The organism is Rhodococcus parequi (assembly GCF_046042785.1).
GTDB classification, from domain to species: Bacteria; Actinomycetota; Actinomycetes; order Mycobacteriales; family Mycobacteriaceae; genus Prescottella; species Prescottella parequi.
This window is the reverse complement of the sequence record NZ_JBDLNV010000012.1, coordinates 15,359-41,215: the sequence shown is the minus strand read 5'-3', so window position 1 is coordinate 41,215 and position 25,857 is coordinate 15,359. Positions and strand designations below refer to the sequence as shown.

7 protein-coding genes are annotated in these 25,857 nt (G+C 68.5%); 1 reads left to right on the top strand and 6 read right to left on the bottom strand.

Translation table 11 applies throughout. The features are described from left to right. Positions 1-14 precede the first annotated feature (14 nt). Positions 15-18,746, bottom strand: a complete 18,732-nt coding sequence (locus tag ABEU20_RS24465) for a non-ribosomal peptide synthetase (RefSeq protein ID WP_420166984.1) — start codon at positions 18,744-18,746, stop codon at positions 15-17. 242 nt (positions 18,747-18,988) lie between these two features. Here ABEU20_RS24465 and ABEU20_RS24460 point away from each other — a divergent pair, with 242 nt between their 5' ends. Then, positions 18,989-20,806: a DUF4012 domain-containing protein gene (locus ABEU20_RS24460; RefSeq protein ID WP_420166998.1), complete on the top strand. Its 1,818-nt coding sequence runs from the start codon at positions 18,989-18,991 to the stop codon at positions 20,804-20,806. 48 nt (positions 20,807-20,854) lie between these two features. Here ABEU20_RS24460 and ABEU20_RS24455 read toward each other — a convergent pair whose 3' ends face one another. The 5 genes from ABEU20_RS24455 to ABEU20_RS24435 all read right to left on the bottom strand — a co-directional run bounded on the left by ABEU20_RS24455 (position 20,855) and on the right by ABEU20_RS24435 (position 25,852). Then, entirely contained in the window at positions 20,855-22,135 is a 1,281-nt protein-coding gene (locus ABEU20_RS24455; RefSeq protein WP_420166983.1) for an oligosaccharide flippase family protein, read from the bottom strand. Between the two features lie 12 nt (positions 22,136-22,147). Then, positions 22,148-23,092, bottom strand: coding sequence for a polysaccharide pyruvyl transferase family protein (locus tag ABEU20_RS24450; protein WP_420166982.1), 945 nt, complete (start codon positions 23,090-23,092; stop codon positions 22,148-22,150). 45 nt (positions 23,093-23,137) lie between these two features. Then, complete coding sequence (locus ABEU20_RS24445; protein ID WP_420166997.1) at positions 23,138-23,530, bottom strand: serine acetyltransferase; 393 nt, start codon at positions 23,528-23,530, stop codon at positions 23,138-23,140. Positions 23,531-23,634: 104 nt separating this feature from the next. Further along, entirely contained in the window at positions 23,635-24,924 is a 1,290-nt protein-coding gene (locus ABEU20_RS24440) for an O-antigen ligase family protein (protein WP_420166981.1), read from the bottom strand. Between the two features lie 28 nt (positions 24,925-24,952). Beyond that, a complete protein-coding gene (locus tag ABEU20_RS24435; protein ID WP_420166980.1) occupies positions 24,953-25,852 on the bottom strand; it encodes a glycosyltransferase family 2 protein in 900 nt (299 codons plus the stop codon). Positions 25,853-25,857 lie beyond the last annotated feature (5 nt).

The following is a 25,857-nucleotide window of genomic DNA, read 5'->3' as shown; positions in this document are numbered from 1 at the left end:
TGCGCGAGTCGATATCACGGCTCGCCTCCCGTCGTACTCTCGAGAAGTCCCGCCACGCGGCCCAGTACGTCGGCAGAACCCATCTCCGCGTGGGTGCAGTCCACGAGATGCTCTGTGATCGAGCCCGCCACGTACGGCTCCCACAGCCCTCCCAGGGCGGGCCGACTGTCGGGCTCCTGCGCCGCGACGAACAGTGTCACGTCGCCGTCGAAGATCCGGGGCCGGTGGAGGTACGCGATCGCCTCGAGTGCCTCACCGGTCCGCAGTACCTTCTCGACGGTCCGCGCGTCCAGCCCGTCCGGCGTCTCCGCGATGGGCACGTCATCACGCGGTGCGGCATCGGGGACCGCGGTGGCCGGCATCGCGTCCAGAATCGACAGGCTCGCCACGTCCTCTCCCAGGTCTCGCAACCGAACGGCCATCTCGTGTGCGATGTTTCCGCCCAACGACCACCCCAGCAGGTGATAGGGGCCGTGCGGCTGGATCCTCCGCACGTGGTCCACGTAGCGAGCCGCGAGCTCCCCGATCCCGCCCGGAAGCCGGTCCTCACCGGTCGCCTGGAGTCCGTACAGCGGCCGGGCACCGACCGACTCCGCGAGGCCCGCGTAGCACCACGCGAGTCCGCTGACCGGGTGCACACAGAACAGCGGTGGCGCAGTCGTGTTCGCGGGATCGTTCAACGCCACCACGGTTCCCAGCGGATCCGTCTCGCCGCCCCCGGCAACGACACGGTCCGCGATGGCCGCGACGGTGGGGTCGGCGAGGAGTTCGCGCAGCGCCACGTCGTAGCCGTGGTCCTCGCGCAATCGCGCGGTCAATCGTACGACGCCGAGGGAGGTCCCGCCGAGTTCGAAGAAGCTCCGGTCCCGAGGAACGGAACTCCGACCGAGCACGTCGGCCATCGCGGCGGCCACCGCCCGCTCCACCGGCCCTTCGGGTTGCGTCTCGTCGTCGACGTCGCCGGGGTGGTCGAGATCGGGAGTCGGGAGGGCGGCTCGGTCCACCTTGCCGCCCGGCGTCGTCGGAATCTGCTCGACGTCCACCACTGCGATCGGAACGAGATGGCGCGGCAGCACTCTCGCGAGATCGGCGCGCACCCGCGCAGCGTCGACGGTGGCCCCGGCTCTCGCCACCACGTAGGAGACCAGCGTGCGTTCGCCGGCTGCCCGCCGGATCGGCACGGTGACGGAGGCCCGGATCGGCGCGAGTGCGGCGAGGACCGCGTCGATCTCGGACGGTTCGACGCGCACGCCGTTGATCTGTACCTGATCGTCCTCGCGCCCCACGTACTCGACGGCACCGTCCGCCCGCACCCGTGCCAGGTCGCCGGTCCGGAAGAGACGGGCGCCGGGATCGAACGGGTCGGCGACGAATCTTCCCGCTGTCGTGCCGGGTGCCCCGTGGTAGCCGCGCGCCAGCCCGGCGCCGCCCACGTACAACTCCCCGACCACCCCGGCGGGCACCGGCCGCAGTCGTGCGTCGAGTACACGAACGGTCTTGCCGGCCATCGGAAGTCCGATTCCCACCGCACTGTCACCCGCGACGGCGCCGAGCGTCGCACCGACGGTGCACTCGGTGGGCCCGTATCCGTTGTACAGGCGGTGGCCGGCCCACGCGGCGGCCACGCGCTGCGGGAGGGTCTCCCCCGCCGACACGACGGTCAGCGATCGGGTGAACGCGCCCGGGTCCAGCGTCGAGAGCACCGTCGGTGTCAGGTTCACGTGGGTGACGCCCTCGTGCTCGATCAGCTGCTGCAGATCGGATCCCGCGTAGGTCGACTCGGGAGCGCAGATCAGAGTGGCACCGTGCGCATGGGCCGCCAGTAGTTCGAACACGGATGCGTCGAACGTCGGCGTCGCCGCCTGCAGCACCACCGATTCGGGCGTCACGCCGAGTACACGTTCCTGCAGGTCCACCAGCGTCACGAGGCCGTCGTGGGTGACGGCGACGCCCTTCGGTACGCCCGTGCTGCCGGACGTGAACAGCAGATAGGCGAGGCCGTCGCCCGACCCGGTCGCTGCACCGTCCAGCAGCGCGCGGCGACGCTGCGGCGGGTACGCCGGATCGATCGGCACCCAGGCCGCCCCGAGCCGGGTCAACGCCCACACCTCGACGACCCAGCGCGGCCCGCGGACCGCGTCGACGGGGACGATGTCGCCCGCGCGCACCCCGAGGAGCCGTAGCTCCTCCGACCGGTCCTTCGCTGCGGCAGCCAGTTCGGCGTAGGTCCAGCGGTCGCCGTTGCCGCGGAGCGCCACTCGGTCCGGGTGCTGCCGCACGGTCTCCGCGAGAATCTCGTCCAGGCGGCGCGCGGGCGGCGCGGTGTCCGCGACCAGTGGCGGGTGCTCCGGCAACGCCAGGTCACCGACCGCCGTGGACACGTCCGCGACGGCCTGCTCGAGCAGACCGATCCACGCCGCTGCGAGTCCGTCGACGGTGGCGGGGTCGAACAGGTCGGCGGCGTAGACGACGCGGAGGTTGATACCGTGCCCGTCGCCGCGCTCGGTCGTGTCCCACACCAGGTCGAACTGGGCGGGCGGCGCGGCCGCCGCGAGGTCGTCGACGATGTCCACGCCCGGCAGGCCGGGCACCGCGGGCACGGCCGTCGAATGTGCCAGCAACACCTGGAACAACGGGTGGTGCGCGGGGTTTCGCTCGGGCGCGACCCGGGCCACGACGTCGTCGAACGGGACGTCGGCGTGCGCGAAGGCACCGAGGTCGATCTCACGCACCCGACGGAGGAATTCGCCGAAGGACTCGGCGGGGTCCACCGCCGTGCGCAGCGCGAGCGTGCCGACGAACATACCGACGACGGAGTCCAGGCGAGCGTCGGGCCGTCCGCTGACGACCGTCCCGACAGTGATGTCCTCCCGGCTCCCGTAGCGGGCGAGCAGGGCAGCGAGGGCTGCGTGCAGAACCATGAACACGGTGACGCCCTGGGCGCGCGCAACGTCGGCGAGCGCCGCGTGCAGCTCGGGGCCGACGACCGCGTGCACGACGCCGCCGCTGTGGGTCGGTACGGCCGGGCGCGGACGGTCCGCGGGCAACGCGAGGGGGCCGCGGGGCGCGCCGGCCAGCACCCGCGACCAGTACGCCAGCTGTCGGCCGCCGACACTGTCCGGGTCGTCGAGGGCACCGAGCAGGCGGACCTGCCAGTGCGCGAAGTCGCGGTACCGCAACGGCAGTGGATCCCACTCCGGTGCGACACCGGCAACTCGCGCCGAGTACGCGTGTGCGACGTCGCGCAGCAGCGGCGCGACGGACGCACCGTCCACGGCGATGTGGTGCGTCACGGCGACCAGAATCCACTCGTCCTCGTCGGTGCGCAGCAGCGCGGCGCGCATCGGCGCCTCCGCCGTCACGTCGGCCGGCCGCGCGGTCATCTCTCCGATTCGCCGATCGATCTCGTGGCGTGGCAGACGATTGCGGACGATCCGCACCGCGAATTCGCCGGGCTCGGTGACGATCTGTCGTGTCTCGTCCGGGTAGTACGTCCGCAACACCTCGTGACGATGCACCACGTCGCACACAGCCGCCGCGAGCGCGTCCGGGTCGAGAGAACGGCCGAGTCTCGTGACGATCGGCAGGACGTAGTCGACGCTGTCGGGATCGGCGCGATGAAGCAGCCACAGCCGACGCTGCGCGGGCGCGATCGGTACCGGTTCTGTCTCGGTCCGGACGAGTCCGGGCCGGTCGGTCCCTGCGGCGGTGTCGAGGATTCGGCAGAGTGCCGCGAGCGTGGGTGCCTCGAGGACGGCGCGTGGTGCGACGTCCCGGCCGAGCAACGCCGCCAGACGACCCGCGACCTCGACGGCGGCGAGCGAGTGTCCCCCGACCGCGAAGAAGCCCGCGTCGATGTCGACGGTGTGTCCGAGGACGTCGGCGACCGTCGCACCGACCACTGCCTCCGTCGCGGAGAGTGGACGACTGCTGGACGTGTCGGCGAGGCCGCGCGCAAGCGCGGTCAGGGACCGGTAGTCGGTCTTGCCGTTGCTCGTCGTCGGGATCTGCTCGAGCACGTGCACGCGCGACGGCACCGACGTCGGTGGCAGCGATCGGGCCGCCACGCGCAGCACGGCCACGGGATCGATCCCGGCGCCGCACACGAACGCGACGAGCGCACCGTCCACCGCCGTCACCGCGGCCCGACTGATCCTGCCGTCCTGCAGCAGCGCCGACTCGACCTGTGCGGGCTCGACGCGTGCCCCGCGGATCTTGAGCTGGCGGTCGACGCGGCCGAGGAAACGCAGCCGGCCGTCGGCGCGCACCTGCACCCGGTCGCCCGTTCGGTACATCCGGCCGGGTCCGCACACGGAGGCGACGAATCGGGCCGAGGTCGCCCCCGGTGCATCCAGGTAGCCGCGGGCGAGACCGGCTCCCGTCAGGTAGATCTCGCCGACGCCACCGACCGGAACCGGACGCAGCGCGGAGTCGAGCACCAGGACGCCGGTGCCGGGAATCGGCTCCCCCAGCCCGGCGTCGGCGCCGATCTCGGCGAGCAGTGCCACGACGGTCGATTCGGTGGGACCGTACGCGTCGAGCATGCGGCGACCATCGCACCAGACCCGCGCGGTCTCCGGGGCCAGGCTCTCGCCACCGCTGGCCACGACGCGCAGATCGTCGAGACCGCCGGGCTGCATCGTCGCGAGCACCGCAGGCGTGGAGAGGAAGTGGCTGATCCGCCGCCGTCGCAGGAGGTCGTGGAGAGGCGCCCCCGCGAACACGTCCGGCGGCGCGACGACCAGCGTCGCACCGGATGTGTGGGCGAGCAGGATCTCGAGCACCGCAGCGTCGAAGGCCGGGTCGTAACCGTGCAGCACACGGTCCCCGGGGCCGACGCGGTAGCGGTGCCGGGCCTCGGCCGCGAGCGCCGCCAGGCCACGGTGCGTCACGGCGACCCGCTTGGGGATGCCGGTCGAGCCGGACGTCGTGATGACGTACGCGAGTGTGTCGACCGCCGCCGCAGAGTCCAGCTCGGCGCGGAGCCCGGACCGGATGTCCTCCGGACCGAAGGCGGCCCCCGCCTTCGTCACCGCCCACAACTGCCGCAGGCGTTCGATCGACCGCGCCGACGTGATCGCCACGACGTCGTCGGGGCCGATCCCGTCGTCGACCATCCGGCGGGCCGACTCGTCGGACTGCTCGTCCAGCTCGCGGTACGTGAGACGGTTCTCGCCGTCGATCACGGCGACGCGGTCCGGATGGGTGGCCGCGGCGACCCGCAACATCGAGGCCAGCGTCACGGGCGCACAGGCGGGCTCCGCAACCTCCACCGGGGCGGTGAACAGCGGCAGGCCCCCGACGGTGCTCTCCGGCGAGGCGGCGACGGCATCGACGACGGCGGTGAACTGGCGCACGAGCAACTCCGCGTCCGGGCCGCCGAACCGCGAGACGTCGTGCAGGAGCCGGCCCGTCAGGCCGCCGGACTCGTTGCGCCACAGCGTGAAGCGGAGGTCGAAGTCGGCGTGGGCCGGATCGGTCTCGCGCGCCTCGATGCCGAGGTCACCCACGCGCAGCGCGGGGACCGTGAAGTCCTGGAAAGCCAGCGCCACTTGCGGAGTCGGCAGCCCGGCCGATCGGAGCACCTCCTCGATCGGGGCCGCGGTGCGGTCCAGTGCGGTGACGTCGAAGTCGCGCACCTGTCCCAGCAGGCCGGCGAACGACATGCCCGCTTCCACCCGGGCGCGCAGCACGACGGTGTCCACGAACGGCCCCACCACGGACGCCAGTTGCGGGTATCGGCGCCCCGACACCACTGCCGCGATGCCGACATCGGCGTGCCCCGAGAGTCGGGACACCGTCGCGGCGAGTGCCGCGTGCAGCACCATGAACTCGGTCGCCCCACGTGCCGTGGCCAGGTCCGACAGCCGCCCGGCGACGTCGGGGCCGATCGCGAACTCGATCGCACCGACGGATCCGGGCTCCGCCCCGGGCGCGGCGGCCGAGGGCAGCTCGGCCGGGTCGAATCCCGACAGTGCATGTCTCCAGAACTCGACGTCACGACTGCGTACGGCCGCGTCGCGTTCCCACAGCGCGTAGTCGATGTACTGCAGCGGCAACGGTTCCCACCGCGGAGCCGTACCGCCGAGTCGCGCCTCGTACGCGGTCGCGATGTCCCGCACCAGAATCGCGACCGAGGCGCCGTCGGCAGCGAGGTGGTCGATCTCCACGTCGAGTGTGTGGGACCGGGCACCGTCTGCGCGCAGCACCACACGCAGGGGAGCCGCGTCGCCGTGTCCGTGGGTGTCCTCGGCCGGTCGGATCACCGCGTACGGGCCGGCGGCATCGTCGGCGTACGACGTCCGCAGGATCTCGTGACGCTCGACGACGTCGGCGAGCGCCGCCTCCAACGCATCCCGGTCCAGCGGACCGTGAAGTTCTACCAGGGCCCCGAGGCGATACCGATCGGCGCCGCCCGTCCGACGCTGCGCCCACATCCGTCGCTGAGCCCCGCTGAGCGGTAGACGCTCCGGCCGGGATACCGCGACCGGTCCGCCGTCCGCGGTCGCGAACCGGCCGGCGTCGATCGCGGCAGCGAGCCCGGCGACGGTCGGCTCGTCGAACAGCAGGCGGAGTGGCACCTCGCGCTCGACCCGTGCCCGCAGCTGGGACACGACGGCCGTCGCGAGCAAGGAGTCGCCTCCGGCGGCGAAGAAGTCGTCATGACGCCCCACCTCGGTGCGGAGCGCTGCGGCGTAGGCGTCCGCGACCAGTGCCTCCGTGGGAGTCGTCGGCGCGCTCGTGCGCTCGAACGCCGGTGCCGGAAGCCGCGCTGCGTCGACCTTGCCGTTCGGGGTCAACGGAATCGAATCCGTCGTGAGAATGGCGGTGGGGACCATCGGAGCGGGCAACCGGTCGACGAGTCCCTCGCGCAGCCGCGCCGGGTCGCAACTCTCCGGCACGACATACGAGTACAACGCGTGGCCGGCACCGTGCTCGCGCACCACCGTCGCGGCGTTCTGGACACCCGGCAGGCCTCGCAGGACGGCGTCGATCTCGGCGGGTTCGACGCGGACACCGCGAATCTTGACCTGATCGTCGGTCCGTCCACGGAAGTCGAGCATCGGACCGGTCGGGGTCTCGATCCACCGCACCAGGTCTCCGGTCCGGTAGTGGCGGCGCCCTCCGTGGGTGGCGACGAACCGCTCAGCGGTCCGGGCACGGCCTCCGGCGTACCCGGCGGCGAGGCGGTCACCGGACAGGTACAACTCGCCGGTCACCCCGGGCGGCACGGGCCGCATGCGTCGATCGAGCACGACCGCGTCGATGCCACGGGCGGGTCGTCCGATGAGGGGTCGGTCGGCCGGCGCCAGCGGGCCTGCCCACGTCGCGAAGGCCGTGGCCTCGGCCGGCCCGTAACCGATGTAGAGCCTGCGTCCCTCGCCCCACCGCGTGACCAGATTCGGCGAGACCCGCTCCCCGCCGAGCATCAGCGCGGCCAGGTCCGGGAACGGACCCGTACCGATGCTCGACGCCACCGACGGGGTCAGGCACGCGTGGGTGACGCGTTCGCCGGTCATCAATGCTGCCAGTTCCGGACCCCCGTAGGCGTGTTCACCCGCCACCACCAGCCGGGCGCCGGACATGCCCGCCAGCAGGATCTCCAACAGCGCCATGTCGAACCCGGGGCCGGAGACGTGCAGGACTGACGATTCGGCATCGGCGCCGAAGACCTCGCCGAGGTCGTCGCCGAAGGCACCGAGACCGCGTGCCGTGAGCGCGACGGCCTTCGGGCGCCCGGTCGTGCCGGAGGTGAACACCACGTACGCGACGTCGTCGGGCCGGGTCACCGGGTCCACGAGGTCCGCCGTGCCCGAAGCCGCGACATCGATCCAGTCGATGCCCGACGGCAGGGTGTCGATCCGCTCGCCCGTGGCGACTCCGATGCGGGCGCCGGACACCGAGAGCATCTGCCGGATCCGTGCGTCGGGATGATCCGGGTCGATCATCACGGGAGCCGCGCCGGTGCGGGCGATCGCCCACACCGCCGCGACCGACTCGAGCGAACGCGCAACCGCGCACGTGACCGGCACTCCGGGGCCCGCACCCCGCGAGACGAGTTCACGGGCGAGGGATTCGCTGCGGTCGACGAGTTCGCGATAGGTGACGGTGTGCTCGCCTGCGACGACCGCGACGCGGTCGAGATGGCCCACCGCACCGGTAGCAAGGAGCGACCACAGTCCCGCGACGCGTCCTCCGCCTCCGGACGCCGGAACCAGGGCGCTGTGTTCCGTGCCGGTCAGTAGGTCCACGTCACCGATCACCAGACCCGGATCGAGGGTCACGCGGTCGAGGAAGCGAACCAGGCGCGCCGCGAACGCCTCGACCGTTCCGCTCTCGTACAGGTCACTGCGATAAGCGAATTCGAAGTCGAGGCTGCCGGAGCCCTCGGTCACCGTGACGTGCAGGTCGAACTGCGTGCTCGCCGCTTCGATCGGTGCCGCGGACACGTCGAGGCCCGGGAGCGCGAACCGGGATTCCCCCGGGCGCCGGACCGTGAGCGCCACCTGGAAGATCGGGTGCCGCGACGAATGCCGTTCCGGGGCGATCCGCTCGACGATCCGTTCGAACGGGGTGTCGGCGTGTGCGAAGGCCTCGACGTCTCGCTCGCGCACGTGCTCGAGCAGGTCCGCGAAGGTACGGCCGGCCGCGATGTCGGTTCGCAGCGGCAGCGTCGAGGCGAACATGCCGACGAGTGAATCCAGTCGCGGATCCCCCCGTCCCGCCACGGCGGTGCCGATCACGATGTCCGTGGCGCCGTTGTGCCGGGCGAGGACCGCTGCCAGCGCGGCGTGAATGGTCATGAACACCGTGGAACGGTGGCGTCGACCGGTCGCGGCCACCCTCTCGGCCGGTTCACCGTCGAGGCGGACGGGGACGGTTCCGATCTCGGTGCTCACCATCTCCGATCGAATCCGGTCCTGTGGCAGTGACGATTCGGCGGGGGCGCCGTCGAGCACACCCATCCAGTGATCGAGATCCGCATCGGCGTGCGTGGACTGCCACCGCGCATGGTCCAGATAGTCGAGCGGCAACGGCGACCACCGCGGGCGCCGCCCCTCCACCCGCGCGCTGTAGGCCTCCGCGAGATCGGTCAGCAAGGGATCGAGCGACCATCCGTCGGCCGCGATGTGATGGACGACGATCGCCAGCACATGCTCGGTGTCCGCGGTGCGGTACAGCCGAAACCGCAGGGGCGGAGCCGCTTCGAGATCGAACGGCCGGCGGGCCAGAGACAGCACGAACCCTGTCAGGGCCCCGTCCGGAACGGCGACCGGGGCGAGATCGACGGCGGGAACACCGACAACGTGCTGGAGCGGCCCATCCGGACCCGTCGAGTACGTCGTGCGCAGGATCCGGTGCCGGCCCAGGACGTCGAGTACCGCCTCCTCCAAGGCGCCGACCACCAGATCACCCGTGAATCGCACCGTGAAGGCCAGGTTGTACACGTCGGATCCCGGATCGAGAAGGTGCTGGAACCACAGCCGGCGCTGGCCCGGGGAGAGCTGGCCGCTGTCGATCGACGTTGTGCTCGTGAGCAACTCGGGGCGACGGCGAGGACGTCCCACCCGATCCTCGAGCGTCCTCGCCAGGTCCGCGGCGGTGGCGGCCTCGAACACGTCGCGGACGCCGATCTCGACGCCGGTCGTCGACGTCAGTCGGCCCGCCACCTGGGTCGCGAGGAGGGAATTGCCACCGATGTCGAAGAAGTCGTCGTCGCGACCCGGCGCGGCGACGCCGAGCAGTCCGCTCCAGACGTCGAGCACGACGGCCTCGAACGGGGTGTGAGCTCCCGCCGTGACGAACGGAACCGTGGGAGTGTCCTCGGGGCCGGGCAGGCTCGCCGCATCGACCTTCCCGTTCGCGGTGAGCGGCAACGCATCCATCACCACGACAGCAGCCGGAATCATGTAGTCGGGCAGCACTCGGCGCAGGGACCGCACGATGGTCCGGGTGACGGGGCGGCGATCCGTGGGGGCCGCGCCGGGAACGACGTAGGCCACCAGCCGCCCGCCGCGCACCGCGACGGCGGCATCGACCACACCGGCGTCGCTGCGCAGGGCCCGGACGATCTCGCCGGGCTCGATCCGGTGCCCACGCACCTGCAGCTGATCGTCGGCCCGGCCTCGGAACTCGTACGTTCCGTCGTTGCGCAGACGTGCGAGATCCCCGGTGCGGTACCGGATCGCACCGTCCTCGGCGGCCACGAAACGCCCCGCGGTCAGGCCTGGGCGCGATCGATAGCCGCGGGCCACCTGTGGACCGCTCAGGTACATCTCACCGATGACGCCGGGCAGCACGGGACGCAGCGACCGGTCCAGCAGATCGATCCGCATCCCCGGCAGCGGGGCGCCGATGATGCTGCGGTCCACGGCAACGTCGGGCGCGACCTCGGTCCACGTCGTGTGCACGGTGGTCTCGGTGATGCCGAACATGTTGACGGCCCGGACCGCCGGATGTGCCCCCAGCCACGGCGCCACCCGGCGGACGTCGAGCGCCTCGCCCCCGAAGATCAGCAGCCGCAGGGCGAGATCGTCCGGGTCGCCCGCCACGTCGATCAGCTGACCGAACGCGGTCGGAGTCTGGTTGAGGACGGAGACCCGCTCCCGCACCAGCAGTTCACGTAGTTCGCGTGGATTCCTCGCCGCGAAGTGATCGACCACCACGATGCTGCCACCCGTGCCGAGCGGACCCCAGATCTCCCACACCGAGAAGTCGAACGCCGGCGAATGGAACATCGTCCACACGTCCGACGGCCCGAACCCGAATCCGGCGAACGTGTTCGCGAGCAGCGACAGGACGTTCGCGTGAGACACCGTCACGCCCTTCGGCGTTCCCGTCGACCCGCTCGTGTAGATGACGTATGCGGCCTGATCGCCCCGGACGTCGACGTCGACGGGTCCGCATCGATCAAGATCCGACCGTCCCGGTGTGGAACCGACCACGAGCGAGGGCCTGTCACCGGGGAAGCCGCCGTCGTGCAGAACCAACGTTGCCCCGGCCTGCTCGACCAGCATGTCCAGGCGTTCGCGCGGCTGGGCGAGATCGAGCGGCAGATAGGCCGCTCCCGACCGGACGACCGCGATCATCGCGACGATGAGGTCCACCGAGCGCGGTAGTGCCAGCGCCACCACGTCTTCGGCGACCACACCCGCGTCGCCGAGTCTGCGGGCGAGCGAGCGTGACCGGTCGTCGAGTTCGCGGTAGGTGACGCGCTCTTCTCCCGCCACCACCGCGACGGCGTCGGGGTTCTCGGCCGCTCTTTGCACGAACAACTCGGCCAGGGACGTCACGCCGACGCCCACGCCGCGCGGCAGATCGCCCGCCGCGGCGCCGGGGCGGGCGCCCAGGACGCCACCGCGCGCAGCCGGGTCGATCGCGTCGATCACCACGGCCGGGTCGTCGGTGACCGTCTCGAGCACCCGCACGAGCCACGCGGCCCACCTGCTGACCGTCTCGTGGTCGAACAGGTCGCGCGCGTACGTCAGCACACCGTCGATCCCGGCCGCCTCGCCCATCTCCGGGTCGCGCTCGCGGAGCGTGACCTCGAGATCGAAACGCGTCATGCCGCTGTGGAGTTCGCGAGCGCGGATGTCCAGTCCGGGCAGCGAGAGTTCGGCGGGCACGAAGTTCTCGTAGGCGAGCATCACCTGGAACAGCGGATGGTGCGCACGCGAGGTCCGCGGGGCCACGTGTGCGACGACGTCGTCGAACGGAGTCTCCGCATGGGAGAGCGCGTCGAGGTCGTCGCGGCGGATCCGTCCGAGCAGGTCCACGAACGACCGGGCGGGATCGACGGTGGCGCGCAGCACGACCGTGCCGACCAGCATCCCCACCAGTTGGTCCAGGCCGGGGCCGCTGCGCCCCGATACCGGTGTCCCGACACAGATGTCGTCGGTGCCGGAGAGCCGCGCGAGCAACACCACCAGCGCGGCGTGCACCACCATGAACGGGGTGGCGTCGTACTCCAGCGCCACCTTCTCCACCGCCGCGTGCAGCTCCGCCGGGATCGCGAAAGTGACGGCTCCCGCTGCGGCAGAGTCGGACTCCCCGTCCCGCGACCGGTCGGAGGGCAGCGCGAGCACCTGCGGTGCCGTCTCGAGCCGCTCGGTCCAGTACGCGAGATCGTCGTGGGCGCGACTCCCCGGATCCGACGGATCGCCGAGCAACTGCCGCTGCGCCCGCGCATAGTCGGTGTACCGAATCTCGACCGGCGCCCAGTCCGGCTCCGCTCCGCGGCGCCGAGCTCGGAACGCCTCCGCCAGATCGCGGTACAGCGGCACCACCGAAAGTCCGTCCAGCACCGCGTGGTGCGCGACGACGGCCAGGGTGTGGGACGTGTCCCCGGTCCGGTACAGCGCTGTGCGCACGGGTTGCGCGGTGGTGATGTCGATCGGGCGGGACGCCAACTCCTGCACACGGTCCGCACAGCCGTCGGGCGCCTCGACCACCTCGGGGACCGGCAACGCGTGCTCGACCATCTGTACCGGCCGGCCGTCGACGTCGCGGAGAACGGTGCGCAGCGCCTCGTGGCGGTCGAGCACGTCCGACACCGCGGTCCGCAGCGCGTCCGTGTCGAGGTCCCCCGTGATCTCGAGGACGAACGCGATGTTGTCCGCTGCGGACGGACTGCGACGGGCGACGACCCACATCCGCTGCTGCGCCGGCGACAGCGGGGCAGGTTCGTCGCTGCTGCTCGGTTGCCACGGAACCGGCGACTCCGTGACCCGGTCGAGGACCGCGGCCAGGCCCGCGACGGTCGGGTTCTCGAAGACGTCCCGTACCTCGATGCGGGTTCCCGTCGTGGCACCGACCCGGGACACCAATTGCGTCGCGAGCAGCGAATTGCCGCCGTAGACGAAGAAATCGGAGTCGCGCCCGAGCGCGTCGTCGCCACCGAGGATCTCGGACATCATCCGCGCGACGGCCCGCTCACCGGCGGTGTGGAACTCCCCGCTCTCCGGGCGCGGAGCGACCGGGACCGGCAGGGCGGCGCGGTCGATCTTGCCCGCCACCGTCAACGGGACGCGTTCCAGTACGGTCACCACGCCGGGAACCATGTGCCGCGGAAGCCGTCCCGCGGCGAAGCCTCGGAGCAGCCCGGCGTCCAGGTGCCCACGGCCGTGGACGAAGGCGGCGACCGCGCCGTCGTGCTCGACGGCGATGGCGGTGTCGACGTCCGGATGCGCGGTGAGCGCGGCCTCCACCTCGCCGAGTTCCACACGGAAGCCGCGGATCTGGATCTGGCGGTCGGAACGGGCGACGAACTCGTACTGCCCGTCGGTCCGCCGTCGCACCAGGTCACCCGTGCGATACATGCGTCCCGGACCGAGCACCGACGCGACGAACCGTTCGGCGGTCAGGGCGGGGCGGCCCAGATACCCCCGGGCGAGCCCCGGACCGGCGATATACAACTCCCCGACCGCTCCGACCGCGACCGGCCGCAGTTCGGCGTCGAGCACGGCGGCGACGGATCCGTCGACCGGCACGCCGATCGGCGGAGTCGACAGCCCGTCGATCGGTCGGCTGATCGTCGCGACGATGGACGACTCGGTGGGTCCGTAGAGATTGAGCAGCGTGCGCCCCGGCGCCCATCGGGCCGCGGTGTCCGACGACCACGCCTCGCCGCCCAGCCCCAGGACGCGCACGCCGTCGAGACCGTCCGGGGCGATCTGCGCGGGCACGGCAGGCGTGGAGAACCAGTGCGTGATCCGTTGTGCACGAACGATGTCGGCGATCCCATCGGGACCGTGCACGCCGTCCGGCACCACGACCAGGGTCGCGCCGGATCCGAGGACGAGCAGGTACTCGAGGATCGACGCGTCGAAGGCGGGTGACGCGGCGTGCAGCACGCGGGATCGTTCCGTGATGCCGAACGACCGCCGCAGGGCCGTCGTCAGCGGACCGAGACCACGGTGCGTCACGACCACGCCCTTGGGGAGGCCGGACGAGCCCGAGGTGTAGATCGCGTACGCCGGGGCGTCGGGGTGCGGCGTCGGGAAGTATCCGTGTGCGAGACGTCCTGTGGTGCGTCTCGTGTCGGGGTCGATCCTGTGCGCACCGTCGGGAAGACCGGCGTCTGCTCGTGCGATCACGAACCGTGCGCCGCTGTCGGCGAGGATCGTCGTGATGCGGTGCGCCGGCTGATGCGGGTCGATCGGCACGAAGGCTGCCCCGGACCGGGCAACCGCGAGGACCGCGGTCACGGCGTCGACGGAACGCGGCAGCAGGACCCCGACGAACTCCCCGCACTGCACGCCCAGAGCGAGCAGGTGCCGGGCCAACGACTCCGCCTCCGGCGTGATGTCGCGTGCGGCTCCCGTCGCGTCGACGACGCGGGTCGGTCCGTTCGCGATGTCGGACAGCGTGATCGGTGTCCGCGTCACGGCGAGACCGTGGTCGGGGGCCCCGCCGGTCACGAGATCCGCGATCCGCCGGTTCGGGTCCGCGGCAACCCTGCCGAGGATCGTCTCGAGCAGATTCGCCCAGCCCTGTACCGAGCGTCGGTCCAGGACGGCCGAGTCGTACACGAAACCGAGCTCGAGGCCGTCCGAGGTCTCGCGCGCGGCGATCTCGAGGTCGGAACGTGCGTCCGTTCCCGGCACGGGCCGCCCGCTGACCTCGAGGCCCGGCCACGCGAGGGCGGGATCGGCGAAGCTCTCGTACGCGAGCATCGCCTGCAGCGGGACGACGCCGCAGGCCTCCTGGACGAGGTCGAACGGTGTCGTGCCGTGGACGAACGCCTCGACGTCGAAGTGCCGTACGGCAGTGACGAGGTCGGTGAAGGCCGCGTCGCGATCCACCTGTGCTCGTAGCGCGACGGTGCCCACGAACATGCCGACCAGCGGTTCCAGGAGGGGATCGTTGCGGCCGGACTCAGGGGTTCCCACCAGGGTGTCCGACGTTCCGGTGACCGCCGACAGCAACACCGCGACCGCCGAGTGCAGCACCATGAACACCGTGGCGTCGATGTCTCGGGCGACACCGCCGAGCATCGCCCGTACCTCGGAGTCGAGGTGCACCGTGATGCGCTCGGCGCGACCGGGTGTTGCCGGCCGTGATCGATCCAGTGGCAGGCGCTGGACGGCGGCAGCGCCGTCGAGCGCCCGCTGCCAGTACGCGAGATCGCCGGCGCGGACCCCGGACTCGAGCAGGTCCCGCTGCCAGCGCGCGTAGTCCGCGTAGTCCACCGGCAACGGACTCCAGCCGGGCGCCTCGCCCGCGCACCGAGCGGTGTACGCGGCGGTGAGGTCGGTGATCAGCGGCGTGAAGGAGAGTCCGTCGAGGGCGATGTGATGAGCCACGACGAGGAGTTCGTGATGCCGGTCGTCGAACCGGTGCAGGGCGAATCGGATCGGAACGTCGTGCCCGAGATCGAAGGGTCGCGAGACGAATTCGTCGGTGAGTCCGTGGGATTCGGCATGGTTCCGGAACTCGACCGTCTCGAAGCTCACGGCATCGTCGGGCGCCACGAGCCGGGGCCGCGGTTCGCCGTCGGTGCCCTCGGCCAGCACCGTCCGCAGCTGCGTGTGCCGCCGCAGGACGTCACGTAGGGCGTCGCGCAACGCCTGTTCCGACAGCGTTCCCGCGAGATCGAGGACGAACGGGACGTGGTAGGCGGTGCTCGTGCGATCGATACGGTGCTGCAGCCACAGTCGCCGCTGAGCCGGGGCGGGGAGGGCGGAGCCGTCGCCGGCGGCGTAGAGCGCCGGGCGTTCCGCCGCGCCCGCCACGACGGCCGCCAACCCGGTGGCAGTCCTCCGGGCGAACACGTCCCGGACGGAGACGTCGCGCCCGGTGACAGCGGAGATCCGGGCCGCGAGGCGCGAGGCGCTGAGCGAGTTTCCGCCGTGGTCGAAGAAGTCCGCCGATGCGTCCACCTCGACACCGAGGATCCGATGCATCGCGTCAGCGACGAGTTCCTCCACCACACCGTGAGCCCTCCGGCCCTGCACGCCGTCCGGTGTGGGAGCCCGGTCGGCGAGGGCCGCGCGGTCGACCTTGCCACTCGCGGTCAACGGCAGGGCGTCGAGAAGCACGACCTCAGTGGGAACGGCGTGCGCCGGCAAACGCTCGGCGAGCCACTCGCGCAACCGATCGGGCCGGAGCCCCTCACCGCAGACGAAGGTCACCAGCCGTTCGTGGACCGCGACGGTGGCGGCCGCGCGGACACCGCGACGCGTGACGAGCACCGCGTCGACCTCGCCCGGTTCGACGCGAATTCCGCGCAACTGGATCTGATGGTCGACACGTCCGACGATGTCGAGGTCGCCGCTCGCGCTCCATCGGGCCAGGTCCCCGGTGCGATACATCCGGCCCTCACCGAAGGGCGAGGCCACGAACCGCGCCGCGGTCGATGCGGGCTCGCCGGCGTACCCACGGGCGAGCGACGACCCCAGCACGTAGACCTCGCCGACGACACCGGGCGGGCAGGCCCGCAGGCGCCCATCGAGGACGACGATCGACGAACCGTCCACCGGCCGGCCGACCGGAACCGACGGTGCTCCGGCGAGCATCGTGGGGTCGATGCGATCGCTGACCGCCGCGAGGATCGTGGTCTCGGTCGGGCCGTAGGCGTTGACCATGGTGCGGTGCTCGGCCCACCGCCGGGCGACGGGCACCGGCAATACCTCGCCGCCGGCATCCAACATGCGCAGCGCCGGTACCCCGTCCGACGGGGTCGCCGCCAGCACCGCGGGCGACGACAGGACGTGCGTCACGCCTTCCGCCGCGATCAGCTGGGCCAGTGGGTCACCCGCGACCACGTCGCTGTCCGCGATCACCAGGGTGGCACCCGCGTCGGCAGCCGTCAGGATCTCCTGGATCGAGGCGTCGAACGACAGCGATGCGATGTGCAGCACGCGCGAATCGGGAGTGGCGGTGTAGCCGGTACGGAGGGTCGCGAGCAGACCGGCGATGCCGCGGTGTGAAACCACCACCGCCTTGGGGCGTCCGGTCGACCCGGAAGTGTGGATGATCCACGCGGGGTTGTCGGCACGGAGTGGCCGTACCCGATCGGCGTCGGTGACCGGGGCCGTCGACAGGCCCGGCGCCTCCGGCTCGACAACCAGGACGTCCCCCGGCACCTCCACGTCGCGGCCGATGGCGACCCGGACGAGGCTCAGGTGTTGCGCCAGCCGCAGAGGCGGAAGAGTCGGGTCGACCGGGACGTAGGCGGCGCCGGACTTCGCGATCGCCCACAGCGCCACAACCGAATCGATCGATCGCGGCAGCAGCACCGCCACCGCCGCCTCCGGCCCACATCCGAGCGAGATGAGCCGACGGGCCAACGCCGAGGACCGCGCGTCGAGCTCCGCGTAGGTGATCTCCTCACCGGCCGCGCGCACCGCGACCCCGCCGGAGTGGGCGTGGCGGGCGAGGGCGTCCGGAAGCAGCACTTCACGGGTCGATACCGGCCGCCCCTCCGCGGGGGTGAGTCCAGTCGTCTCGCCGGGAAGGCCGAACGGCACGTCCGAGACGAGCTGCGCTCCGGACGCAGCGAAGGCCGCCAGGAAGGCGAGCAGCCGACGGTGATGCCGGAGAAGGGAATCGGCGGAGTACCGGGACGGGTTCGCTTCGAAATCCACGCGGGTGACCCGGTCCGCTCCGCCGGGGTACACCGTGAGCGACAGATCTTCGACCGGACCCGTCGACAGGACGAACAGTTCTCCCGTGACGGGACCGAACTCCACGGTCTGCGGGAACTGCAGGATGTTGACGATCGGCCCGAACACTCCGCCGAGTCCCGTTCGTCCCTCGCCGTCGGGCAGGTCCCGAAGCATCTCCTCGTAGCGGAAGCGCTGGTGGCGAAGCGCACCCGTCATCTCGACCTGTACCCGCCGCACGAGGTCCTCGACCGTGTCCGACGGAGCCACCCGCACCCTCAGCGGCACGACGTTCGACACCGATCCCGCTGATCGGCGCAGCAGCGCGGTCGTGCGCGCGGACACCGGAAGACTCAGCACGACGTCGTCCACACCGAGTACCCGGGAGAGATAGGCGGCGAAGCCGGCGACGATCGCCGGAACGTCGGGCATCGCCGCCCCGCTGCCGCCGGTGAGTGTGCCGGCGGGGAGTTCACCGGGCGAACGCAGCGCGGGGGTCGAGACCGGGCCCGGCCGATCGGCGATCGAAACGGATGGCGGCAGGTCGACCAGTCGTTGCTTCCAGTACTCCCGATCCGACGCTTCCCGGGTGGTTCCGTTGTAGGCGACGACGCTCCGCCACACCTCTTCGACGGGCGCCGTCGACGTCGGCGGAGGTTCGACGCCCTCGACCAGAGCGGCATACACCTCGGAGATGCGGTCCGTCAGGACCTGCGCCGCCGACCCGTCCATGACGATGTGGTGGGCGAAGTAGTGCAGGTAGTGCAGTCCGTCGCGGAGGCGGATCAGCGTCATCTCCGCGAGGCGGTCCGAAAACAGGTCGATCGGCCGGGTGGTGCGCTCGGTCATCCAGTCGAGAGCGGCCGCATGCGGATCGTCGGCGTCCGAGAGATCCAGGAAGTGCGGCCGATCATCGATATCGGGTACCGGAGTCTGCAGTACGTCCCCGTCGACCTCGACGAGAACGACGGTCCCCGAACCGATGTCGCGAGCGGCCTGATCACAGGCCTCGATGAACAGTGCGCTGTCGATGTCGCCGCGCACCTCGAGGTACTCCGCGACGGTCATGGCGATATCCGGCAACAGCTGCTGCGCGACCAGAAGCGCCTTCTGTGCCGGCGCCAGCGGGAACGGACGCACGCCGACCCCCTCGTTTCCGAACAGGCGTCCCGACAACCCCGTCCCCGAACTGCGTTGCCGCCCCGACGAAGCCCATCCGATCCCACCTGCCAGAATCGGACGGATCCAACTTACTGTGCGTGCGAACCGTTCACCACTTGAACGCTCGATCAGTCCGGATACGGGTTAGCCTGCCTGACAGAGCACGAGCGAAGGGGGCTCACCGCGTGGAGCAGACGAAGTCCGAGGATTCTCCGGTCGACATCGGGGAGGAAGCGCCGTCACGGCGTCGCACGAATCGACGCAGAACCGTTCAACCTGCAGCGACACAACGAAAACGCCGGCGCCGAATTGTCATCGGCACCGCCTCCGCAGCGGCCGTGGCGGTCGCCTGGGGCGGTTATGTCGCGTACGAGGCGAACCAGATCAAGTTGAATCTTGAACAGGCAGCCGGTTTTGCGACACAGACGAAAGATGCTCTACTGGCGGGTAACTCGGAGGAGGCGGCACGCTCCGCCGACGACGCGGACCGATACGCCGCCCGCGCGAAGGACGCCACCGATTCGGTCAGCTGGCGAGTCGCGTCAGCGATCCCGGGCATCGGTGGACCGTTCGACACCACCCGGCAAATCTCCGACGTCGTTCAGGGACTCACCTCCGACGTGCTCAGGCCCGCCGTCCAGGCCGGCGCGGCTCTGTCCCCGGACCAGCTACTGCTGGACGGCGCACGCATCAACCTCGCCGCACTCCGGGACGCTGCCCCGGTGCTCACCGAGACTGCCGCCGCTGCCGACGACCTCGCCACGCGGGCGTCGGGGATCGACAGCACGTTCGTGAGCCAGATCGATGTTCCTCGAGAAGAACTCGTGAATCAGACCGCCGAACTGTCGTCGCTTCTCGGCAACGTCTCGACAGCTGCGGACATCGCACCCGCGATGCTCGGGGCGGACGGACCCCGCAACTATTTCATCGGATTCCAGACCAACGCGGAGGCCCGCGGAACCGGTGGTCTTCTCGGCGGCTTCGGCGAGTTGCACGCGGTGGACGGCGGTGTTCGGGTCGACGAACTCGCGAGCAACCGGGAACTGTCACTCGCCGGCAAGCAGGGAATAGACCTGGGACCCGATTTCGAGCGTCAGTACGGTCAGAGTCGACCCACCACGGACTTCCGGAACAGCAACGCCAGTTCGCACTTCCCCTACGCCGCGCAGATCTGGCGGTCGCTGTGGGCCCAGGAATCCGGAATGCAGGTGGACGGCGTCATCGCGACCGATCCCGTCGCCCTCAGCTACGTACTGGACGTCGTCGGCCCGGTCGTCCTGCCCGACGGTGAGAAGGTGACGGCCGACAACGTGGTGGAGCTGACGGAATCGACTGCCTATACCCGGTTCGGCACCGACAACAACGCGCGAAAGCAGTACCTGCAGTTGATTGCAGGCAAGGTCGTCGAACGAATGACCGGCAAGATCTCCCACCCGCAGGCCCTGCTGGAGGCACTCGGAAAAGCGGCGAGCGAGGGCCGTCTCGCGGTGTGGAGCTCACACCCCGACGAACAGAGTGTACTGGCCGATACGGCACTGGGACATGTCGTTCCGGAGGACGACGCACCCTACGCCGGTGTGGTCGTGAACAATCTGGGCGGCAACAAGCTCGACTACTACCTGCACCGCGAGATCGAGTACACGGCAGACAGCTGCTCGGGCGACACCCGCGCCACCACGGTGAAGGTCCGGTTGACCAACACCTTGCCGCCAGGCGACTACACCAAGTATGTCGCCGGCATGTTCGACAACCCGATGGGCGCACCCGCCGGCACCAACCTGACCAACCTGTCCCTCGTCGCCACCCAGGGAGCGAAGCTCGGCAAGGTCACCGTCGACGGCAAACCTGCCTTCGCCTTCACCGGCGCCGAACTCGGGCACCCTGTCTACGATCTACAGTTCCCGATTCCGCAGGGCAAGACCGTCGAGGTCGTCTACGAACTGACCGAGCCGGCATCCTCGAAGGCACCGGTCGTGCCGGTTCAGCCCCTGGTAGATTCGGCCGTCGTCACAACGGATGTCGCTGTTTGCGCAGAATAGCCCCGTTGTCGGCGCCTCTCGTGGGCATCCGACCGCACGGCGCGCAGACTATCCAAACACCCAGAAACTTGCACCAACGGCGGCACACATAGCCAGCCAGAGGGCGGCGCCTGTTCGGAGAGAACGCCCGGGATAGGCGCCGCCCGAACTTGCGATAAGCAGCACCAGCAGTACAACTTCACGGACAACAACGAACGCGCCCGCCCACAGCAGTGAATGTGCCGCTACCACAGCGATCGGCACCGCCATCGGAATGCCCAAGAACTTGATCGGGGCGGCCCACTTCGTACGGCCCGCCGCGACCAGTACGACGGTCATACTCCACGAGAATAGGGTTGGGATGATTGTGAGACTAATAATTCTCGCCGTGGCGAGGGCATAATCCCACTGGGAGCTTAGTATCGGGCGCAACACGAGGTCGATTCCTAGGAGGGTGACCGCGGTCGCGCCGGCAGAAATTAGCACCGCCTTCGCCAGCACCCGATCAGCGCGTTCACCTATTTGCCTAGGAGTCAAGTCACGATTTGTGAGAAGTTCCGGGCGAAGCACATTCGCCGTCGATGTGGAGACGGCATCACCGCCGCTGCGAGCAACCGAATTCGCAACCGAAAAAAGACCCAGTGCAGTTGACCCCGCCACTGGCCCCATCAGCACCCGGTCCGTCTGACTCTGAAACCATGCGAGCACGGAGTACATCGCAAGATGCCCGAATTCCTTCCCGAGGGGTGGATGAGAACACTCTTCGCGAGTCTCCTGCGCAGCGGGAAGGGATCGCGCTGCCTTTACGGTGAGCAATGTGAAAGTGAGTTCAGTGATCACTATCTGCAGCGAAGAAGCGAGAAGGCTGCGGGTAAGCAAAAGAACCGGAACGCTGATCGCGAAGGACGCAGCAGTCCCGATCAGTTGGTAGGTCGCCAACTCCCTCCATTTGCCAGCCATCTGCATTCGAGCGATTGCCATCACGCGGGCCGCCATGAGCCCCGGAACTGTGACCAGAGGTATCAAGAAGACAACTTGGCCACTCACTTCCGTCGGCGTAAAAGCGAATATTGCGACGAGGCTTACCGAGAGAAACACCATTCCAGCGACGGTGGAAATCCAAGCATATCGGCGCAGGAACTTTTGACCACTCTCTGCAACGACCGCCGATACCGCAATTTGCCTGATCGCGGTGTCGCTGGCCGCCTGATAGAGCGTAGTGGCAAGAATTCCGAGCGCGTAAACGCCGACGATCTCCGGCGTCAAGAATGCTGCCAGACCCAGCATAATGACCGCTGAGGCGGCTCTCGGCAACACGCGTTCCAGAAAGGCCCAAACGAGAGATTTCACAACACACTGCTATCAAGCACTGATCTTGACTTTCATCGCAGCTTCAAAACTGTTGGCAAATGTCAGAGGCGGTTGAGCCGCGCCGAACCATGTTTCTGCGTACTTCGACAGCTTGCGGTTGTTGTTGTCTACAGCAACAACTGGACGGCCCATCTGCAACGCGATCAGCATGGCATGCAATCTGTCAGTGACGATGTACTCGCCTGCCGCCAGCAGGTCAACCCCTCGAGCCAGTCGCTGCGCAGCGATCGCCCGCCACTGGGCGACCGAAGGGTTGAGGAGTTGTCCGACTGGCCCCAAGTACTTCGTCTTCCAACGCAGGCTTGTCTGATAGCTGAGCGGGAAGGGGTCCCGCGGCCAGTCGAAGGAGCCGGAGATCGCAGCGCTTCCTGCGGATTCGCGGTCCCGGCGCGCCAGGACAGCAACCCTTCTCACGGGATCGGGTGCAGCGATCGAACCAAGATGATGGACCGCATCCGGCGCGAGCAGCACAGATTCGAGAACCCCGGACAGTGCGGTGATGCCTTCGCGATCCCTCACACTCATCCTGAGAGCACGCCGCGAGGCAAACTTGACGGCAAACTCACGTCGGGCCTGCTCTGTGTTGAAGTGGATCGATTGGGGTGCCTGGATTAGCAGCGTCGAGTCGCGCAGGCGCGTCGCCAAGCCGTTGCGATGCCTGTCGATCCCGTCAAAGAATCCTGCGATGTTTCCGCCACCATTGATGACGACCGGAATACGGGACTGATAAGCCGACCTTCCGAGCGTTCCGATGCAGTACGTTCGGCGGATCGAAATACCGGACCGAGCGAAGAACTCGTACTGCCCAAGGGCTATTGCAGAGTCTCCCACATTCGGATAGTCAGGAAAGTCCACATAGACGATTTCCTCCACACCCTCGTAAAGCTGCGCATACTTGTCCGCAGCGATAGATTTCATCTTCTCGATGTAGTCCACGTGGCCTCCTCGGTCCTACTGGCGCGCAACTGTCGAATACCGTCATCAGCTCTTGGTCAATGGCCGTGCCGGGTTCCCCGCGACCACGGTTGCTTCGTCGACATCCCTCACGACGACACTGCCGGCCCCTACAATCGCACCACTCCCGACCCGAATCGGACCTATCAAACATGAGTTCGGCCCAATACTGACGTTGTCACCGATGCGAGGCGGAAGACTTCCGTCCTTCGAACCGAGGGTGGTGCTTTGACGAAGCGTCACACTTGAGCCGATCACAGTCCTGTTGTGAACAACAAGCCCGATCCCATGATGAATCGACAAGTTGGGCCCGATCCGCGTAGAAACCGGAATATCAATACCACAGAACCCCAGAGCAGCCACCCGGTAGAGCGCACAAACTAGCAGACCGGACAACCGAGCCGATAAACCCTTTCTCATGCGGATCGCTTGACTCAACCGAAGCAGTGCCAGCACGATCTGAATATGCGGCCGGCCGCTGTTGGCATCCCAGTCCTGAAGAATGCCAGAGCGCATCATAGATATCATTTCGCACCTGCTACTAGAGTATTTCTATCGACATCTCGGCCTTGGAACGTGACTGCGCCAGACTCTGAACGCCGAGACGAACGCACCAGGAATGCTGTCGAAACCACGAGCAGGTAGACCGCAGCTGTGTATCCAATGAGGTTGCTCACTACTCCGTTCACGGCACAAAAAGCGACCAGCCCAGCCAGGACTGCGCCTTCCCATCGCCCGCGTTTGGCCAGCCGAATCGATTTGACAAACAAGAACACGATCAGCGTGACGAGGGCAGCAAGACCAATCAGCCCCATGTCGACGAGAGTCTGGACGTAGATACTGTGCGGTGGCCCCCCCAGGGGCATGATCATGTGACTCGATGCGCCGAGACCGAACCCGAAAACTGGACTGTCACTGGAAATTTCAATGAGTCTTCGCCAGTTTTCCAATCGCCATTGAAAGGAGTCCGGCTTGTCCATCACCGAGACGGAACGCCCCCAATCGAACTCCGACACCCGTGATGCAAGGTCGAAGATCTTGTAGAAGGCGTACATGCCAAGTGCCCCGATGCCGGTAGCAACCGCTCGGTAGCCGAAAGCCAGCCCGGGCTGCGCCCAGAGCACCACCAGCACGCCGGCCGTCGCGCCGACAATTCCACCGAGGCTACCGGTTAGCATCAATGCGGCTAGCGCACCTGCCAACATGATGATGGAGCAAAGATCTCTGCGAGCGAGGGCCATCGCTGCCAGCTGGACTACCAAGATGCCGAAGAAGGCGCCGGCGGTATTGGGGTGACTGAAAGTACCAGCCATCCGGCCCGCTGCATTGACAGCGCCAGGGAGAACTCCTGCCGCGCCGATCAGACCGATGACGACGGCGGGCATGCCCATGATCATCAGGGCCTTCGAACTGTCGACATCTGTGCGCCCAGAGACAGCGAGCAGGAAGAGGCTCAGAACAGAAAGCACTCGGATGCCCTCGGTCAGCAGAGTGTTGCTCGCACCGAAGTGGAACGTCGCGATCGTAACCCAGAGTACAACTGCACCCGAGCACACGAAGATTCGTCTTGAGTACTTTTGTAGGCCTACAGGGATATTCGTCTCACGCAGGAAGAACAGCGCCGCTGCGTAGATGGCCATCAGACTGCACGCAAACCCAATCGGCGACAGCGCAGCAATCCGCGCCCCGGTCGAGATTCCGAAGTCACACAGGGAACGTGTGACCACGAGCGCAATCACCACCACATGAGGAGGCACCACTGGGAGCAACAGCAACACCGACAATGCGACTACGGCAGCGACGATAGTCAACACAGCTGCGACCTCCCTGCCGACGACCGGCTCAACACTCAGCCGCCCTGTACCGGAGTTCGAGACTCTGCTTCGCAGACTTGCACGTCCGGCGGATTCGAGTGACCTCAGGACCGGGCTGAGCTTCCGAAAAGTGGCGTTCGACTGCATTCACGAGACACTCGGCGCGCGAGGCGAACTCTCGCGGCGCCTTACCTGTACGTAGGGCGGAAACGCTGTCTCCCGCCAACCCCAGTAGGGACTCGCTGAGAGCACTGTGCGATTCGACTAGCAGCTCTTCCGTCCTCGACCGCGCCTTCCAGTTTGCATCCTTCGTTACCTGCTGGGTGTGATGCCGGTACAGCAGGACCGGATACGCCGTGCGCTCGAGTCGATATCCGTGAGAGGCAGCTCTCAGCCAGAGGTCATAATCTTCGGCGCCCACATTGCGGTAAAGACCGAGATGTTCGATCGCCGTGCGTCTGAACATCGCCGTTGAGTGTGCAAATGGGTTCTCCAGCAGCAAGAGAAAGGGCGCGGAGTCGGATCCGATACTGCCTGGCCGCGTGGGCTTCAGCCGCAAACGCGAGGGGCCGAGGTGGACTACAGGCGAGAAGATGAAGTCGGTGCCGGCCGTCATGCGTCTCCGCTGCTCTGCGAATCGCCAAGGAAGAGAGATGTCGTCTGCATCCATGCGGGCGATCCACTCGCTGTCAGTCGATGCGATCAAACGGTTCAGACCAGCCGCGAGGCCGCTCGATTCTGCACCGGTGATCACCCTCAACCGCCGGTCCCGAAGGCTCGAGAGAAGCTCCGCGGTGCGGTCGGTGCTGGCGTCGTCGAGTACGACCAACTCGGAGTCTCGTGGCATTGCGATCAATGTTGAGCGGATTGCCGACTTGACGAACTGCTCGCCATTCTTGACCGGCAGTATGACTGAGATCCTCGGCATCGTTC